We start from the raw sequence: 15,579 nt of genomic DNA, 5'->3' as shown, positions 1-15,579 counted from the left end.
TTTCGGCGGCCATAGCGTGAGGGAAACGCCCGGTTACATTCCGAACCCGGAAGCTAAGCCTCACAGCGCCGATGGTACTGCAGGGGGGACCCTGTGGGAGAGTAGGACACCGCCGGACTTCTTTCGTGAAATGGCCACCCAGTGTTGGGTGGCCTTTTCTCGTTTCCGGGACGAAAGGAACGTCGTGACTGAAGAAGACCGCCCGCGATCGGAGCGCAAGCCCCGTTACTCTGCTGCGGACTCCGGAGCACGGCGTCCGCGTCGCGACGGCGATGCTCGTCCACCGCGTTCCCATGATGAGCGACCCCGTCGGGACGGCGACCGCCCGCACCGTGACGGCGTCGCGCGTCCCCAGCGTGACGGTGATTCGCGGCCCCGTCGTGATGGTGATCGCCCGTCGTATCCGCGTCGCGATGGCGCCGGCGACTCTCGCCCGCGCCGGGACGGCGACTCCCGTCCGCGCCGGGATGGTGATCGCCCGTCGTATCCGCGTCGCGATGGCGCCGGCGACTCTCGCCCGCGCCGGGACGGCGACTCCCGTCCGCGCCGTGACGGCGATCGCTCGTCGTATCCGCGTCGTGACGGCGACTCCCGTCCGCGCCGGGACGGCGACTCCCGTCCGCGCCGTGATGGCGATCGTGCGTCGTACCCGCGCCGGGATGGCGACGCGCGCCCGCGTCGCGACGACCGCGACGGGGCACGTTCGTCGCGTCCGCCGCAGGGGTCCGAGCGTCGCGACATTCCGCGCGGCCCTGAGATCCCCGAGACCGTCACGGCTCGCGATCTTCCGGGAGCTGCGCGCAACGAACTGAAGACCCTGAGCAAGGAGAACGCGGAGCAAGTCGCCCGTCACCTCGCGATGGTCGCCCAGCTGATCGAGGACGACCCCGAGCTCGCGCACGAGCACGCGCTCGCGGCATCCCGCCGTGCCGGCCGTGTCGGCGTGGTCCGTGAGACGGTCGCCATCACCGCGTATGCCACGGGGGACTACGCCCTCGCGCTGCGCGAGCTCCGTACGTATCGACGCATCTCCGGCAGCGATGACCAGATCGCGATGATGGTCGACAGTGAGCGTGGCGTGGGTCGCCCCGACCGCGCGCTCGAGGTCGGTCGCGCCGTGGACCGGTCGACGCTTCCGATCGAGGTGCGTGTCGAACTCGCCATCGCGATGTCGGGCGCACGTCTCGACCTCGGTGAGACCGAGCGTGCGCTGCAGGAGCTCGACATTCCAGAGCTCGACCCCGACCGGGCTTTCTCATGGAGCCCCGCGCTGTTCGCCGCCCGCGCCGCGGTGCTCGAGGACCTCGGGCGGTCCGAGGAAGCCGCACTCTGGCAGCGGCGCGCCCTCGTGGCCGAGGAGGCCCTCGGCGCGACCGACGCCGACCGTGAGCTGATCGTGGTCGACGACATCGACGAGGACGCCGCGCTCGAGAGCGAGGCGCCGGCGAACAGCAAGACGGAGGAGCGCGGCTGATGGGCCTGTTCTCCCGGGCAACCTCGACACCGCTCGACGGTGTGGATGCCGTCCTGGCCGACCTCGACGGTGTCGTCTATGCCGGTCCCGGCGCCCTGCCGCACGCGATCGACAGCCTCAACCGTGCGGGGGAGACGCGCCGGCTCGGTTACATCACCAACAACGCGTCCCGGCGCGACTCGGTGGTCGCCGACCATCTGCGGGAACTCGGCCTGACAGCGACGCGCCCCGAGGACGTCATCACGAGCCCGCAGGCGGCGATGCGCCTGCTGCGAGAGCGGGTTCCCGCCGGGGCGACGATCCTCGTCGTGGGCGGCGATGGGCTCGTCCACGAACTCGAGAAGGCGGGCTACGTACCCACACGGTCGGCCGAGGACGGCCCCGCCGCTGTCGTGCAGGGTTTCGCCCCGGAGGTCGGCTGGGCGCAGCTCGCCGAGGCGGCGTACGCGCTCGCGACCCCCGAGGACGAGGGCGGGATTCCGTGGATCGCCACCAACACCGACTGGACCATTCCGCAGGCGCGGGGGATCGCGCCGGGTAACGGCACGCTCGTGTCGGCCGTGCACACTGCCGTGGGTCGACTCGCGACCGTCGCCGGCAAGCCCGAACGTCCGATCTTCGACGAGGCCGTCGCTCGCTTCGGCGCCTCGCAGCCGCTCTTCATCGGCGACCGCCTCGACACCGACATCGCCGGAGCTCAGGCTGCCGGCATCCGCTCGGTGCTCGTGCTGACCGGCATCGACCGGCCCAAGCACGTGCTCGCAGCGCCCGCCAACGCACGGCCGACCTACATCGTCAGCGACCTGCGCGAGCTCCACGAGCCCTACCCCGAGGTCAGGACGAAGGGCGACGTGACGACCGTCGGCAACGCGTCGGTACGCATCGACGGCGCCGACATCGTCATCGTCTCGGAAGGGGATCGCCCCATCGACCTCGTGCGCGCGGGGGCCGCGGCGATCTGGGCGACCGGCCGTGCGATCTACGGATTCCGAGTTCCCGAGCGTCTCTACGCGGATCCGTTCCACCGTCCCTGACCCCGCGTATCGTGGGACCCATGTCGATGGATGGTGCCGACCCGGGCGAGCGCGAGGCGAGCGCCGCGGACAGCGCGACGCAGAGCATCGCCGATCAGTGGCGCGACGACCTGCTCTCGTCGCTCGACGTCATCGAGGACCAGCCGTTGAGCGAGCGTGCCGCGTCGTACGCCGCGTTGCACGACGAGCTCGCCCGCCGCCTCGACTCCGGTCCGACCGGCGCCGCGTGAGCACCCGCCTCGATTCGGCACTGGCCGCGCGCGGTCTCGCGCGATCGCGCAGCCACGCCGCCACCCTGATCGCCGACGGACTCGTCTCCGTCGACGGGCGCACCGTCGTGAAGGCATCCCACCCCGTGCCCGACACCGCGACCCTCATCGTCGCCGGCGCCGACCACTACGTCAGCCGTGCGGCGCACAAGCTCATCGCCGGGCTCGACGCGTTCGGCGTCGCCGTAGCCGAGCGCGCGGCCCTCGACATGGGCGCCTCGACCGGCGGCTTCACACAGGTGCTCCGCGAGCGCGGGGCCCGCCCGGTCGTCGCCGTCGACGTGGGGCACGGTCAGCTCTCGCCGGCGATCGCGGCGGACGACGGCGTGATCGTCGTCGAGGGCTTCAACGTCCGCGACCTCTCGCCCGAGGCCGTGAGCGGGTTCGCCGGCGGTCCGTTCCGGCCCGACATCATCACCGGTGATCTGTCGTTCATCTCGCTCGAGCACGTCCTCCCGGCGGTCGTCTCGGTGTGCGCCTCGACGACGGATGTCATCCTCCTCGTCAAACCGCAGTTCGAAGTCGGTCGCACCGCGGTCAAGGGCGGGCTCGTCACCGATCCGGCGTTGCGAGCGGATGCGGTGATGGGCGTGCTGTGGTCGGCGTGGGACGCCGGGCTCGCCACCCGCGGCGTGATCGCCTCGCCGATCGCGGGGACGCACGGCAATCAGGAGTACGTCGTGCACCTGTGCATCCGCGTCGATGACACGGGCAATCCGACACAATGGATACACACGGTGGACGAACTGGCGGGAGCCCGATGACCGACGCGATGCGCAACATCCTCGTCGTCGCCCACGCGCGCCGTCCCGACACCGTCGCCGCGGCGCAACGCGTCCTGAACGCGCTGTCCGGCGCGGGGGCTCGTCCCGTGCTCGCAGCCGACGATCGCGCCGAGCTCGTCGAGGAGCTGGGCGAACTGCCCGGCGTCCTCACGCTCGACCTCGACGTGAGCGTCGCCGAGCTCGAACTCGCGATCGTCCTGGGCGGCGACGGCACGATCCTGCGCGCCGTCGACCTCGTCCGGGGCGGCACCGCTCCGGTCCTGGGCATCAACATGGGCCACGTCGGGTTCCTCGCCGAGATCGAGGCCGACGACATGGACGATGCCGTCCGGCGCGTCATCGACCGCGACTACGACGTGGAGGAGCGCATGGCGCTCTCGGTCCGCGTCAAGGACGGCACCGGGGCCGTGGTCTACGAGACGTGGGCGCTGAACGAGGCGACGGTCGAGAAGGCCAGCCGCGAGCGGATGCTCGAGGTCGTCCTCGAGGTCGATCGGCGTCCGCTGTCGGCCTTCGGCTGCGACGGAGTCGTCATCGCGACACCGACCGGCTCGACGGCGTACAACTTCTCCGCCGGCGGCCCCGTGATCTGGCCGGACGTCGAAGCGGTCGCGGTCGTCCCGCTCTCGGCGCACGCGCTGTTCGCCCGTCCGCTCGTGATCAGCCCGGAGGCATCGGTGGCTATCGAGGTCGGCGCGGGCACGAACGGCACCGGCATCCTCTGGGCCGACGGCCGCCGGTCGCAGGAGCTGCCCCCCGGAGCGCGCGTCGTCGTGCGTCGGTCGAAGACGCCGGTTCGCCTGGCGCGCCTGCATCCCGCCGCCTTCACCGACCGCCTGGTCCGGAAGTTCCGGTTGCCGGTCGTCGGGTGGCGTGGTCCCAGCCTCGAGCAGCGGGAGGGCGCGTCGTGATCGAAGAGATGCGTCTGCGCGGCCTCGGAGTCATCGCCGAGGCGACGCTGCCCATGGGCCCCGGGTTCACCGCCATCACGGGTGAGACGGGCGCGGGCAAGACGATGGTCGTCACCGGACTCGGGCTGCTGCTCGGTCAGCGGGCCGACTCCGGAGCCGTGCGCGCGGGCGCGCCGCAAGCGTCCGTCGACGGCGTCTGGATCGTCGATGAGAACGGCCCCGTCGCCGAGCGCGTCCGCGAGGCCGGGGGAGACGTCGAGCCGATCGGCGGAGGCCGCTCCGAGCTGTATCTGGGCCGCGTGCTCTCGAGCGAGGGGCGCAGCCGCGCGAGCGTCGGGGGTCGCCCGGCGCCGGCCGCGGTGCTCGCCGAGCTCGCCGAGCAGCTGATCGTGGTGCACGGGCAGTCCGACCAGCTGCGCCTCAAGTCGGCGGCTGCCCAGCGCGACGCGCTCGACCGTTTCGGCGGGCCCGAGATCACCGCAGCGCGCGAACGCTACCGCGCGGCCTTCGACGCCTGGCGGGCCGTCGACGCAGAACTGACGCAGCTCGACGCCGATCGCGACGCGCGCCGCCGCGAGGCCGACGACCTGCGGGCACGCATCGCCGACATCGAGGCGGTCGCTCCGCAGCCGGGAGAGGACGCCGTGCTCGCCGAGCGGGCCGAGAAGCTCGCCAACGTCGAGGAGCTGCGCGCGGCCGCGGCCACGGCGCACGACGCGCTCTCGAACGACGACGAGCTTCCGGACGCGGTCTCGCTGCTGGCCGAGGCCCGGCGCGCGATCGAGCGCTCGGCGGCGAGCGACGCGGCTCTCGCGGCGTTCGTCGAGCCGCTGGCCGATCTCGGCTACCGTGCCGCCGACCTCGTGACGGGCCTGAGCGCCTACCTCGCAGACCTCGATGAGAGCGGGCCGCAGGAGCTCGCCGCTGTCGAGGAACGGCGTGCCGCCCTGAACGGACTGCTGCGGGCGCACGGCAGCCTCGACGAGGCGCTGGCCCTCCTCGAGAGCGGATCGGCGCGACTCATGGAGCTCGACGACGACGGCGACCGCATCGAGCGCCTGCGCGCTCAGCGCGACGAGCTCGCCGACACCCTGGATGCCGCCGCCGCTGAGCTGACCGCAGCGCGCACCGCGGCGGCGGAGCGACTCGGCGCGGCCGTCACGGCCGAGCTGCGCCAGCTCGCGCTGCCCGACGCGCGGCTGCTCGTCACCGTCGAGCCCGGCACCCCCTCGGTGTCGGGGCGCGACGACGTGACGATCCTCCTCGCACCGCACCCCGGCGCCGAGGCGCGGCCGGTCGCCAAGGGCGCCTCGGGCGGCGAGCTCAGCCGGGTGATGCTCGCGATCGAGGTCGTGATCGCCGGGACGGATCCCGTGCCGACCTTCGTGTTCGACGAAGTGGATGCCGGCATCGGCGGCGCCGCCGCGATCGAGGTCGGGCGCCGGCTGGCCCGGCTGGCCGAGACGAGCCAGGTGATCGTGGTGACGCACCTCGCGCAGGTCGCCGCCTTCGCGACGAACCACCTGACCGTCGTGAAGTCGAACGACGGCTCCGTGACCGCGTCGAGCGTCCGACGTCTCGAGGGCGGCGATCGCGAGGCCGAGATGGCGCGTCTGCTGTCGGGCCTGCCGGATTCGGGGGCCGCGATCGAGCACGCCCGAGAACTGCTGAACCTCTCGCGTTCCTGACTGATAGAATAGAAGCCCGTGACGGACACTCATCGCGCGGCCTCTTCCCAGAACACCACCAAGCAGATCTTCGTGACCGGTGGTGTGGTCTCTTCTCTCGGTAAGGGACTGACCGCCGCGAGTCTCGGCAATCTCCTCACCGCACGCGGTCTTCGCGTCGTGATGCAGAAGCTCGACCCGTATCTGAACGTCGACCCGGGCACGATGAACCCGTTCCAGCACGGCGAGGTCTTCGTGACGGATGACGGCGCCGAGACCGACCTCGACATCGGACACTACGAGCGCTTCCTCGACATCGAGCTCACCCAGGCGGCGAACGTCACGACCGGTCAGATCTACTCGCAGGTCATCGCCAAGGAACGCCGCGGCGAGTACCTCGGCGACACCGTGCAGGTCATCCCGCACATCACCGACGAGATCAAGCGCCGGATGCGGCTCCAGGCGACCGAGGAGCCGCGTCCCGACGTCATCATCACCGAGGTCGGCGGTACCGTCGGCGACATCGAGTCGCAGCCGTTCCTCGAAGCGGCCCGCCAGCTGCGCCACGAGCTCGGCCGCGACAACGTGTTCTTCGTGCACGTCTCGCTCGTGCCGTTCATGGGTGCCTCCGGCGAGCAGAAGACGAAGCCGACCCAGCACTCCGTCGCCGCCCTCCGCCAGGTCGGCATCCAGCCCGACGCCCTCGTGCTGCGCAGCGACCGCCCCGTCAGCGAGAGCAACCGCAACAAGATCGCGCTCATGTGCGACGTCGACGTCGAGGGTGTCGTCAACACCGTCGACCTGCCGAGCATCTACGACATCCCCTCGACGCTGAACTCCCAGGGACTCGACGCGTACATCGCGCGCCGCCTCGGCCTCGCCGAGCGTGCCGACGACGTCGACTGGACGCGGTGGAGCAAGGTGCTCGACGCCGTCCACAACCCCAAGCACGAGGTCACGATCGGTCTCGTCGGCAAGTACATCGATCTTCCCGACGCCTACCTGTCGGTCACCGAGGCGCTGAAGGCCGGCGGCTTCGCGCAGGAGACCAAGGTCAACGTCACTTGGATCCCCTCCGATCTGTGCGAGACCCCCGAGGGCGCCGAGAAGGCGCTCGCGAGCGTCGACGGCATCGTCGTGCCCGGCGGCTTCGGCATCCGCGGCATCGAGGGCAAGCTCGGCGCGCTGAAGTTCGCGCGCGAGCAGGGCATCCCGACCCTCGGCATCTGCCTGGGTCTGCAGTGCATGGTGATCGAGTACGCCCGCAACATGGCGGGGCTGACCGGTGCGTCCTCGAGCGAGTTCGACCCCGAGACCGAGTTCCCCGTCATCGCGACGATGGCCGAGCAGGTCGACATCATCGCCGGCGGCGACCTCGGCGGCACGATGCGCCTGGGCCTGTACGAGGCCGACCTCGCCGAGGGTTCGCTCGCGGCCGAGGTCTACGGAGCCACGAAGGCATCCGAGCGTCACCGGCACCGCTACGAGGTGAACAACCGGTACCGCGACCAGATCGCCGAGGCCGGGCTGGTCTTCTCGGGTCTGTCACCCGACCGCAACCTCGTCGAGTACGTCGAGCTGCCGCGCGACGTCCACCCGTACTACATCGCGACGCAGGCCCACCCCGAGCTCCGGTCTCGTCCGACCGAGGCGAACCCGCTGTTCCGTGGGCTGGTCGCCGCCGCCCTCGACCGGCACCGCGCGAGCGAGCTGTTCGAGGTCGAGGATGCCTGAGCTGCGCGACGAGCCCGTCGAGCCCGAGGTCGTCTCGAGCGAGCTGGTCTACTCGGGGCACGTCTGGGACGTGCGGAGCGAGACGGTGCGTTTCGGTGACGGCGAGATCACCCGCCAGTTCGTCGACCACCCGGGGGCGGCCGCGGTCGTCGCGATCGACGACGAAGAGCGCGTCGTGCTGATCCAGCAGTACCGGCATCCGATCCGTCATCGCGACTGGGAGATCCCCGCGGGGCTCCTCGACGTCGCGGGCGAGCCGCCCATCGAGACGGCGCGGCGCGAGCTCGCCGAGGAGGTCGACCTCGTCGCCGAGTCGCTCGAACCGCTCGTGAGCATCTTCACGACGCCGGGCGGCAACGACGAGATCATCCACGTCTTCCTCGCCCGCGGTCTCAGCGCGGCGCCGAGCGCGTACGAGCGCGAGGACGAAGAGGCCGACATGCGCGTCGAGCGCGTGCCGCTGACCGAGGTCATCGACGGCGTGCTCGCGGGGCGGTTCCGCAACGGCATCCTGGCGACGGGCGTGCTCGCGGCGGCCGAACGGCTGCGCCGGAGCTGACGGACGTGCGGCTCGACCGCGCCTTCGCGGCGTACCTGCGCCACATCTCGGTCGAGCGCGGGCTGTCGGCGCACACGGTCGCGGCCTACCGGCGGGATCTCGACGCGTACACCGCGTGGCTCGCCCAGCAGGGGATCGGCGACACGTCCGAGATCACGGCGGAGATCGTGACGCGGTTCGCCGAGGAAGCGGCATCCGCCGTCCCGCCGCCGGCGGCCACGTCGCTGGCGCGGCTGCAGTCGTCGCTGCGGGGTCTGCACCGCTTCCTCGCCCGCGAGGGGATCGTCGACGCCGACCCGACGCAGCGGCTGCGTCCGCCGAAGACGCCGCGGCGACTGCCGAAGGCGCTGACGATCGACCAGGTCGAGAGTCTCCTCGATGCCGCCGGACCCCCGCCGGGCGATGTCGCGGCGACCGATCTCGCGGCGCTGCGTGACCGCGCGCTGCTCGAACTGCTCTACGCCACGGGGGCGCGGGTGTCGGAGATCGTGCAGCTGGATGTCGACGACCTCGCCCTCGGCGACGTGCTGCGCGTTCGCGGCAAGGGCGCGAAGGAGCGGATCGTTCCGGTCGGGTCGTACGCGCGCGCCGCCGTCGAGGCCTATCTGGCCCGCGCCCGGCCGGAGCTCTCTCGGCGCGGACGCGCGACGCCCCGGCTGTTCCTCGGGGTGCGCGGGGCTCCGCTGTCGCGGCAGAGCGCGTGGCTGATCATCCAGCAGGCCGCCGAGCGCGCCGAGCTGACGGCGCACGTGTCGCCGCACACTCTTCGGCACTCCTTCGCGACGCACCTGCTGCAGGGCGGAGCCGACGTCCGCGTCGTCCAGGAGCTGCTCGGGCACGCTTCGGTGGCGACGACCCAGATCTACACGCACGTCACGGTCGACGCCCTGCGGGAGATCTACGCCACCTCGCACCCTCGCGCGCGCTGAACCGCACGCGAGGAACATCGTCGTGCGCTCCGGCACGGCAGGATGGGACCATGAGCAGCGGGGACGCCCCGGACGGCGCCCGCGCCCTCCGCTTCGACACGCAGGCGCTGACAGTGCCTCTCCCGAGTCCCGGCGAGAACGGGCTTCTCGGTGCAGCCGGTCGGCGCGCCTCGCTGATCAGCGCCGTTCGGGCCGTATTCGTCTCGGCGGTACTGGTGCTCGGGGTGGGCGTGCTCGCGCTGCTCTTCGTCATCGTCGTCCAATCCGCGGCCGGCGGATCGGGGCTGTCATGGTCGAGCGTCGTGATCGCGGCGGTGATGGTGCTGCCGCTCGCGGTGAGCCGCTTCGGCGGGATGCGCGGCTCGCGGCGGGCCGCGGAAGCTGCGATGTACCGTCTCGAGGGGTTCGCGGCGTCGAACCGCCTCGACATCCGCCACCGCGACGACGACCCCGACGAAAGCGCGACGGTCTTCGGCCTCGGCAGGCGCCGGATGGCTACCGCGGTCGTGACGGGAAGCGACCCGCGCCCGTTCCGCTCGGCGGACTACGCGTTCGACACGTGGATCGGCCGCTACCGGATGCCGCACTCGCTGACGTACCTTCGCGTCGACCTCGCCGCCGAGCTGCCGCGGGCCGGCCTGGTCGCGGTACACGCGCCCGGCGCGCCCTCCTGGCGGCCGCCCCTCGGGCAGGAGCGGATCGAGATCGGTGGCGGGTTCGACGAGCACTTCGGCGTCTGGTGTGCGCCCGCCGATGCGGATCGGGTCCGGCGGATGCTCACGCCGTCCGTGCGCTCCGGCCTGGCGGCGGTCGCGCCCGACGTCGACGTCGAGACCGTCGGCCGACACGTCTACTTCGTCTCGCGTGGCGCGCTGGCGCGATGGACCGCCCCGTTCTGGCGCTGGACCGAGGACCTGCTCGCGGTCGCCGCGCGTATCGAGGATGCCGCCGCCGCTCGACCGGAGCCGTCGGCGAGCGGGGCGCTGCGCAGCACCGACGCGGAACGGGCCGAGACGCGAGCGCACCTGTTCACCAGGCCCGGGGTCGGTCGCCCCGCCGCCATCGGCTGTCTGCTGCCCCTCGCCTTCGGGGTCGTCGCCGGTCTGCTCACGGCTACCTGGCGCTGAAGCCCGGGCCGGTCTCCGCGGTATCCGGTTGCGCCGGTTTTTCCCGGCACGGGGCCGCCGTGACCGCGGGGCAGGCGCCGCAGGATGGCAGCATGCCCACCGATGCACCCGCCCACTCCGCGCTGGAGAACGAGCGCGGCATCCGCCCCGGGCCCGCGCTCGCCGTCGTCTGGATCGTGGTGGGCATCGCCGGGTGGGTTGTCTCGTTCCTGCTCTACCACGAGTACATCGGTCAGCTGACCGGCGCCGAAGCCCTCATCTCGTGCGACATCAGCCCGATCGTCACCTGCGGTCCCAATCTGCTGAGCCCCGGCGGAAACCTGCTCGGGTTCAGCAACTCGATCATCGGGATCGTGCTCTTCCCGGGCGCGATCTACGCGGGAGTCTCCGGGCTCGCGGCGCCGGCCGGGCTGCGTCCCTGGTACTGGCGGGTGTACGCCGGGTTCGTCGCGGCGGCGTTCGTGCTCGTCCATGTCTTCGCGTACCGCAGCGTGTTCGAGTACGGCTCGCTCTGCCCGTGGTGCATGGTCGTGTGGCTCGTGGCGATCCCTCTGTTCTGGTCGACTCTCGGCTGGACCCTGCGGGAGGGTGTCTGGGGCCGCGCGCCGCAGGGCGTCGGGGCCCTGCTGCTGGCGTGGACGCCCCTCGTCGTGGTCGTCGACTACCTCCTGATCGCCGTCGCCGCCCAGCTGCGGCTCGACGTGCTCGGGAGCCTGTGATCCGGAGGCGTTGCGGCGATTCGTTCGTCGGACCGGCGGTGCTGGTGTCGCCTCGGGCGCCGATGCAGGCCGCTCCCGCCCCGCGCGTCCGACGAACGTATCGGCTCACGCCGGGTGCCTGTGCGAGAATCGATCGCACGCTACGGAAAGCAGGAGTCTCGGTGACGGACAAGTCGCGGAAGGCCGGGAAGGCCCCCACGGAGGACACCCCGATCGGACCCACCGGTCGGCCATACCGAGGTTTCCCGACCCCGCCGAAGCTCGACGGTCACGGGCCGGCCCGCATCATCGCCCTCTGCAACCAGAAGGGCGGCGTCGGCAAGACCACGACGACCATCAACCTGGCGGCATCCCTCGCCGAGTACGGCCGCAAGGTTCTCGCCGTCGACTTCGACCCGCAGGGCGCTCTGTCGGCTGGCCTGGGCATCGCCACGCACGACGTGCCGACGATCTACGACCTGCTGCTCGACACCAAGCGCGACCCCCACGAGGTCATCGTCGAGACGTCGGTGCCCGGGCTCGACGTCATCCCCGCGAACATCGACCTCTCTGCCGCCGAGGTGCACCTCGTCAACGAGGTGGCCCGCGAGACGATCCTCGCGCGCGTGCTGCGCGGCGTCTCGTCCGAGTACGACGTCATCCTGATCGACTGCCAGCCCTCGCTCGGACTGCTCACGGTCAACGCGCTGACGGCGAGCCACGGCGTGCTCATCCCGCTCGAGTGCGAGTTCTTCGCGCTGCGCGGTGTCGCGCTGCTGATCGAGACGATCGACAAGGTGCGCGACCGGCTGAACCCCTCCATCGAGCTCGACGGCGTCCTGGCCACGATGTACGACCCGCGCACGCTGCACTCGCGCGAGGTGCTCGAACGCGTCGTCGAGGCCTTCGGCGACGACGTGCTCGAGACGGTCATCGGGCGCACCGTGAAGTTCCCCGACGCGTCGGTCGCGGGCGTTCCGATCATCACGTTCGCGCCGGAGCATCAGGCCGCGCAGGCCTACCTGCGTCTCGCGCGGGAGCTCGTCGCCCGTGGCGCCGTCGCCTGACGGGATCGTCGATGCGCCCGGGCCGGCCGAGCCCGACGCGGGCGGGGATGCCGCCGAGCCGGGATTCCGGGTCTCGCTGACGAACTTCGACGGCCCCTTCGACCTGTTGCTGAATCTCATCGGCAAGCACGAGCTCGACATCACCGAGGTGTCGCTCAGCAGAGTCACCGACGAGTTCATCGGCTACCTGCGCGGGCTCGAGCCCGAAGAGCTCGACGCCGCGTCGGAGTTCCTCGTTGTCGCCGCGACGCTGCTCGACATGAAGGTCGCCGGTCTCCTGCCGCAGGGCGAACTCATCGACGCCGAGTCGGTGGCGCTGCTCGAAGCGCGCGACCTGCTGTTCGCCCGGCTGCTGCAGTACCGCGCCTTCAAACAGGTCGCCGGATGGTTCGCCGAGCGGGTCGTCGCCGAGGACCGTCGTCACACCCGATCGGTGCGCCTCGACGAGAAGTATCGGGCAGCCGCGCCCGAGCTCGTGTGGACACTGACCGCCGACGACTTCGCCGCGCTCGCGACGCTCGCCTTCGCGCCGAAGGAGATCCCGGTGGTGGGGCTCGACCACCTGCACGCGCCGCTCGTGTCGATCCGCGAGCAGGCGGCCGTCGTCGTCACGCTGCTGCGGGGCGCGGGTACCCTGAACTTCCGCGAGCTCATCGCGGGCGTCGCGCAGCCCGGCATCGTCGTGGCCCGCTTCCTCGCCGTGCTGGAGCTCTACCGGCACGCGGCGCTGTCGTTCGAGCAGCTCGAACCGCTCGGCGAGCTGACGCTGCGCTGGACCGCCGAGCGCTGGTCCGAGGAGAACCTCGCCACCCTGGGAGCCGACTATGACCGATGACCCGACACCGACCACGGCCACCCCGATCGCGGACGTCGCGCGGCGGCTCGAGGCGATCCTGCTGGTCGTCGACGAGCCGCAGAGCCTCGTCGCGCTCGCCGCCGCCGTCGGCGCGCCCGTCGCCGCCGTGCGCCAGGCGGTCGCCGGCCTGGTCGCCGACTACGACGGCGGGACCGGCGGGCCGCGCCGCGGATTCGAGCTGCGCGAGGTGGGCGGCGGTTGGCGCCTGTACGTGCGCGCGGAGCACGACGCCCTCGTGAGCGACTACGTCAACACGCAGGCACCCTCGCGGCTTTCGCAGGCCGCCCTCGAGACCCTGGCGGTCATCGCCTACAAGCAGCCGGTCTCACGCAGCCAGGTCGCCTCGATCCGCGCCGTCAACGTCGATTCGGTCGTGCGCACCCTGCTCTCGCGCGGGCTGGTGACCGAGGTCGGCCACGACCCCGAGACCGGTGCCATCCTGTACGGCACGACCGACGCGCTGCTGGTCAACCTCGGCATCAACTCGCTCGACGAGCTGCCGCCCATCTCGCCGTTGCTCGACGACGGCACCGACGGTTTCGAAGGAGAGGCGACGCGATGACGGATGCCGAAGGGGTACGCCTGCAGAAGGTTCTCGCCAACGCGGGGGTGGCGTCGCGCCGCGTCTGCGAGCAGCTGATCGTCGAGGGGCGCGTGCGGGTCAACGGCACGATCGTGACCGAGCTCGGCAGCCGCATCGACCCGGCCGTCGACATCGTCGACGTCGACGGCACCGCCGTACAGCTCGACACGACGAAGCGCTACGTGATGCTCAACAAGCCGACGGGCGTCGTCAGCTCGATGAAGGACGAGAAGGGCCGCGCCGACCTGCGCCGGTTCACGAAGGACTGGGACGAGCGTCTGTACAACGTCGGCCGCCTGGATGCCGAGACGAGCGGCCTCCTCGTGCTCACGAACGACGGCGAGCTCGCCCACGTGCTCGCCCACCCCTCGTTCGGGGTGACGAAGGTGTACATCGCGAAGGTGCGCGGGCGCGTGACGCCGCAGACGATCGCGCGGCTGACCAAGGGCGTCGAGCTCGAGGACGGCCCGATCGCGGCCGACAAGGCGCGGCTGCTCGACACATCGGGGGAGACGAGCCTCGTCGAGCTGACGCTGCACTCGGGGCGCAATCGCATCGTCCGCCGCATGATGGCCGAGGTGGGGCATCCGGTGCTCGAGCTCGTGCGTCGCCAGTTCGGCCCGCTCCACCTGGGAACCCTCCCGGCGGGACGCGCCCGGGAGTTGACTACAGTGGAACGCGGTGCGCTGCTGACGCTCTCGCGCAGCGCCGACGGTGCCCCCGAGCACCCGACTTCTCCGGAGAACCCGTGACCGATTCCTCGCTCGATCCCGTGCGCCCCGGCCGTGCCGCGCGCACGGCCGGTACCGTGCGCATCGTCGGCGCGGGCCTGCTCGGCTCGAGCATCGGCCACGCGCTGCGTCTGCTCGGTGTCGATGTCGTCCTCGACGACGCCTCGCCCGCTCAGCTGCGGCTCGCCGTCGACTACGGCGCGGGCCGGCTCGCGGCCCCGGACGATCGTCCCGTGCTCGTCGTGGTCGCGGTGCCGCCGGATGTCACGGCGGATGTGATCGAGCGCGAGCTGCGCGCCCATCCCGGCGTGGTCGTGACGGATGTCGCGAGCGTCAAGCTCGAACCGTACCTCGAGCTGCGCAAGCGCGGTGTCGACCTCACTCACTACATCGGCTCGCACCCGCTCGCGGGCCGTGAGCGCGGCGGGGCGATCTCGGCGCGCGCCGACATCTTCGTCGGGCGGCCGTGGGTCGTGTGCCGTGACGACGAGACGCGCGCCTCCGATCTCGCCGTCGTCGAGGGACTCGCTCTCGACCTCGGTGCGATGCCGCTCGAGATGACCCCGCAGGAGCACGACGAAGCGGTCGCGCTCACCTCGCACGTTCCGCAGCTGGTCGCGAGCCTCCTCGCCGGACGTTTCGTCGCCGCTCCCGAGGGATCGCTGCGCCTGACCGGTCAGGGCGTGCGCGACACGACGCGCATCGCGGCATCCGCTCCCGAACTGTGGGTGCAGATCCTCGGGGCGAACGCCGCGCCCGTGGTCGCGGTCCTCGACGATCTCGCCGCGGACCTCGGGGCCGTGGCCGACGCGCTGCGCGATCCGGCGGCCCCGGGCGCTCGACGAGCGCTCGCCGACACCATCCGCCGAGGAAACGAAGGCGTCGAGCGTCTGCCCGGCAAGCACGGGCAGAACCGCCGCTTCGAGCAGATCGTGGTGCGCGTCGACGACACCGCGGGGCAGCTGGGGCGCCTGTTCGGCGACCTCGGCGACCTCGGGGTGAACATCGAGGACCTCCGCCTCGAGCACTCCCCGGGAGCGCAGTTCGGGCTGGCGGAGCTGAGCGTCGTCCCCAGCGTCGTCCATGAAGCCGTCGCCGGGCTCGAGCAGCGCGGCTGGAAGATCGCGAGTGTTCCCCATGCCTGAGTCCTTCCCC

At 71.6% G+C, this 15,579-nt stretch carries 17 protein-coding genes and 1 rRNA gene; all 18 read left to right on the top strand.

Going from position 1 to position 15,579, the window contains the following annotated elements:
* Position 1 precedes the first annotated feature (1 nt).
* The 18 genes from rrf to CBF90_RS11050 all read left to right on the top strand — a co-directional run bounded on the left by rrf (position 2) and on the right by CBF90_RS11050 (position 15,569).
* A 5S ribosomal RNA gene (gene rrf / locus CBF90_RS11130) occupies positions 2-118 on the top strand.
* Between the two features lie 178 nt (positions 119-296).
* Positions 297-812 (top strand): hypothetical protein, encoded by a 516-nt coding sequence (locus CBF90_RS18585; protein WP_197690577.1) that lies wholly within the window; start codon positions 297-299, stop codon positions 810-812.
* 47 nt (positions 813-859) lie between these two features.
* On the top strand, positions 860-1,474 hold the full coding sequence (locus CBF90_RS18580; protein ID WP_242435661.1) for a hypothetical protein: 615 nt from the start codon (positions 860-862) through the stop codon (positions 1,472-1,474).
* Positions 1,474-2,508 carry an HAD-IIA family hydrolase gene (locus tag CBF90_RS11120; protein ID WP_064955561.1) on the top strand — a complete coding sequence of 345 codons (1,035 nt, stop codon included), beginning with the start codon at positions 1,474-1,476 and terminating at the stop codon, positions 2,506-2,508. The genes CBF90_RS18580 and CBF90_RS11120 overlap by 1 nt, the downstream gene beginning before the upstream one ends.
* Positions 2,509-2,528: 20 nt before the next feature.
* A complete protein-coding gene (locus tag CBF90_RS11115; protein WP_036305990.1) occupies positions 2,529-2,738 on the top strand; it encodes a hypothetical protein in 210 nt (69 codons plus the stop codon).
* The gene (locus CBF90_RS11110; RefSeq protein ID WP_088380612.1) at positions 2,735-3,541 is read left to right on the top strand and encodes a TlyA family RNA methyltransferase; all 807 of its coding nucleotides are present in this window, start codon (positions 2,735-2,737) and stop codon (positions 3,539-3,541) included. Before CBF90_RS11115 ends, CBF90_RS11110 begins: the two co-directional genes overlap by 4 nt.
* On the top strand, positions 3,538-4,473 hold the full coding sequence (locus CBF90_RS11105; RefSeq protein WP_023955795.1) for an NAD kinase: 936 nt from the start codon (positions 3,538-3,540) through the stop codon (positions 4,471-4,473). Before CBF90_RS11110 ends, CBF90_RS11105 begins: the two co-directional genes overlap by 4 nt.
* Positions 4,470-6,161, top strand: a complete 1,692-nt coding sequence (gene recN / locus CBF90_RS11100; RefSeq protein WP_088380611.1) for a DNA repair protein RecN — start codon at positions 4,470-4,472, stop codon at positions 6,159-6,161. Before CBF90_RS11105 ends, recN begins: the two co-directional genes overlap by 4 nt.
* A gap of 18 nt (positions 6,162-6,179) precedes the next feature.
* Entirely contained in the window at positions 6,180-7,874 is a 1,695-nt protein-coding gene (locus CBF90_RS11095) for a CTP synthase (protein WP_023955791.1), read from the top strand.
* On the top strand, positions 7,867-8,433 hold the full coding sequence (locus tag CBF90_RS11090) for an NUDIX hydrolase (RefSeq protein ID WP_023955789.1): 567 nt from the start codon (positions 7,867-7,869) through the stop codon (positions 8,431-8,433). The genes CBF90_RS11095 and CBF90_RS11090 overlap by 8 nt, the downstream gene beginning before the upstream one ends.
* Positions 8,434-8,438: 5 nt before the next feature.
* Positions 8,439-9,362 carry a site-specific tyrosine recombinase XerD gene (gene xerD / locus CBF90_RS11085; protein ID WP_088380610.1) on the top strand — a complete coding sequence of 308 codons (924 nt, stop codon included), beginning with the start codon at positions 8,439-8,441 and terminating at the stop codon, positions 9,360-9,362.
* A gap of 50 nt (positions 9,363-9,412) precedes the next feature.
* Positions 9,413-10,489 (top strand): hypothetical protein, encoded by a 1,077-nt coding sequence (locus CBF90_RS11080; protein ID WP_088380609.1) that lies wholly within the window; start codon positions 9,413-9,415, stop codon positions 10,487-10,489.
* Positions 10,490-10,581: 92 nt separating this feature from the next.
* Positions 10,582-11,208 (top strand): vitamin K epoxide reductase family protein, encoded by a 627-nt coding sequence (locus CBF90_RS11075; protein ID WP_088380608.1) that lies wholly within the window; start codon positions 10,582-10,584, stop codon positions 11,206-11,208.
* A gap of 161 nt (positions 11,209-11,369) precedes the next feature.
* Entirely contained in the window at positions 11,370-12,254 is an 885-nt protein-coding gene (locus CBF90_RS11070) for a ParA family protein (protein WP_023955781.1), read from the top strand.
* 4 nt (positions 12,255-12,258) lie between these two features.
* Positions 12,259-13,089, top strand: a complete 831-nt coding sequence (locus CBF90_RS11065; protein ID WP_233494964.1) for a ScpA family protein — start codon at positions 12,259-12,261, stop codon at positions 13,087-13,089.
* Positions 13,079-13,672 carry an SMC-Scp complex subunit ScpB gene (scpB, locus tag CBF90_RS11060; protein ID WP_088380607.1) on the top strand — a complete coding sequence of 198 codons (594 nt, stop codon included), beginning with the start codon at positions 13,079-13,081 and terminating at the stop codon, positions 13,670-13,672. The genes CBF90_RS11065 and scpB overlap by 11 nt, the downstream gene beginning before the upstream one ends.
* Entirely contained in the window at positions 13,669-14,445 is a 777-nt protein-coding gene (locus tag CBF90_RS11055) for a pseudouridine synthase (protein WP_036305985.1), read from the top strand. Before scpB ends, CBF90_RS11055 begins: the two co-directional genes overlap by 4 nt.
* Positions 14,442-15,569, top strand: coding sequence for a prephenate dehydrogenase (locus CBF90_RS11050; RefSeq protein ID WP_023955774.1), 1,128 nt, complete (start codon positions 14,442-14,444; stop codon positions 15,567-15,569). The genes CBF90_RS11055 and CBF90_RS11050 overlap by 4 nt, the downstream gene beginning before the upstream one ends.
* Positions 15,570-15,579: the final 10 nt, after the last annotated feature.

This window comes from Microbacterium sp. AISO3, from assembly GCF_002204305.1.
GTDB classification, from domain to species: Bacteria; Actinomycetota; Actinomycetes; order Actinomycetales; family Microbacteriaceae; genus Microbacterium; species Microbacterium arborescens.
This window is presented reverse-complemented; position numbering and strand designations above follow the sequence as displayed.

Coding starts and splice junctions, on each gene's coding strand:
- CBF90_RS11090 (WP_023955789.1), top strand. CDS start 7,867: ATGCCTGAGCTGCGCGACGAGCCCGTCGAGCCCGAGGTCGTCTCGAGC.
- CBF90_RS18585 (WP_197690577.1), top strand. CDS start 297: ATGAGCGACCCCGTCGGGACGGCGACCGCCCGCACCGTGACGGCGTCG.
- CBF90_RS18580 (WP_242435661.1), top strand. CDS start 860: ATGGTCGCCCAGCTGATCGAGGACGACCCCGAGCTCGCGCACGAGCAC.
- CBF90_RS11075 (WP_088380608.1), top strand. CDS start 10,582: ATGCCCACCGATGCACCCGCCCACTCCGCGCTGGAGAACGAGCGCGGC.
- CBF90_RS11115 (WP_036305990.1), top strand. CDS start 2,529: ATGTCGATGGATGGTGCCGACCCGGGCGAGCGCGAGGCGAGCGCCGCG.
- CBF90_RS11120 (WP_064955561.1), top strand. CDS start 1,474: ATGGGCCTGTTCTCCCGGGCAACCTCGACACCGCTCGACGGTGTGGAT.
- CBF90_RS11055 (WP_036305985.1), top strand. CDS start 13,669: ATGACGGATGCCGAAGGGGTACGCCTGCAGAAGGTTCTCGCCAACGCG.
- scpB (WP_088380607.1), top strand. CDS start 13,079: ATGACCGATGACCCGACACCGACCACGGCCACCCCGATCGCGGACGTC.
- CBF90_RS11105 (WP_023955795.1), top strand. CDS start 3,538: ATGACCGACGCGATGCGCAACATCCTCGTCGTCGCCCACGCGCGCCGT.
- CBF90_RS11080 (WP_088380609.1), top strand. CDS start 9,413: ATGAGCAGCGGGGACGCCCCGGACGGCGCCCGCGCCCTCCGCTTCGAC.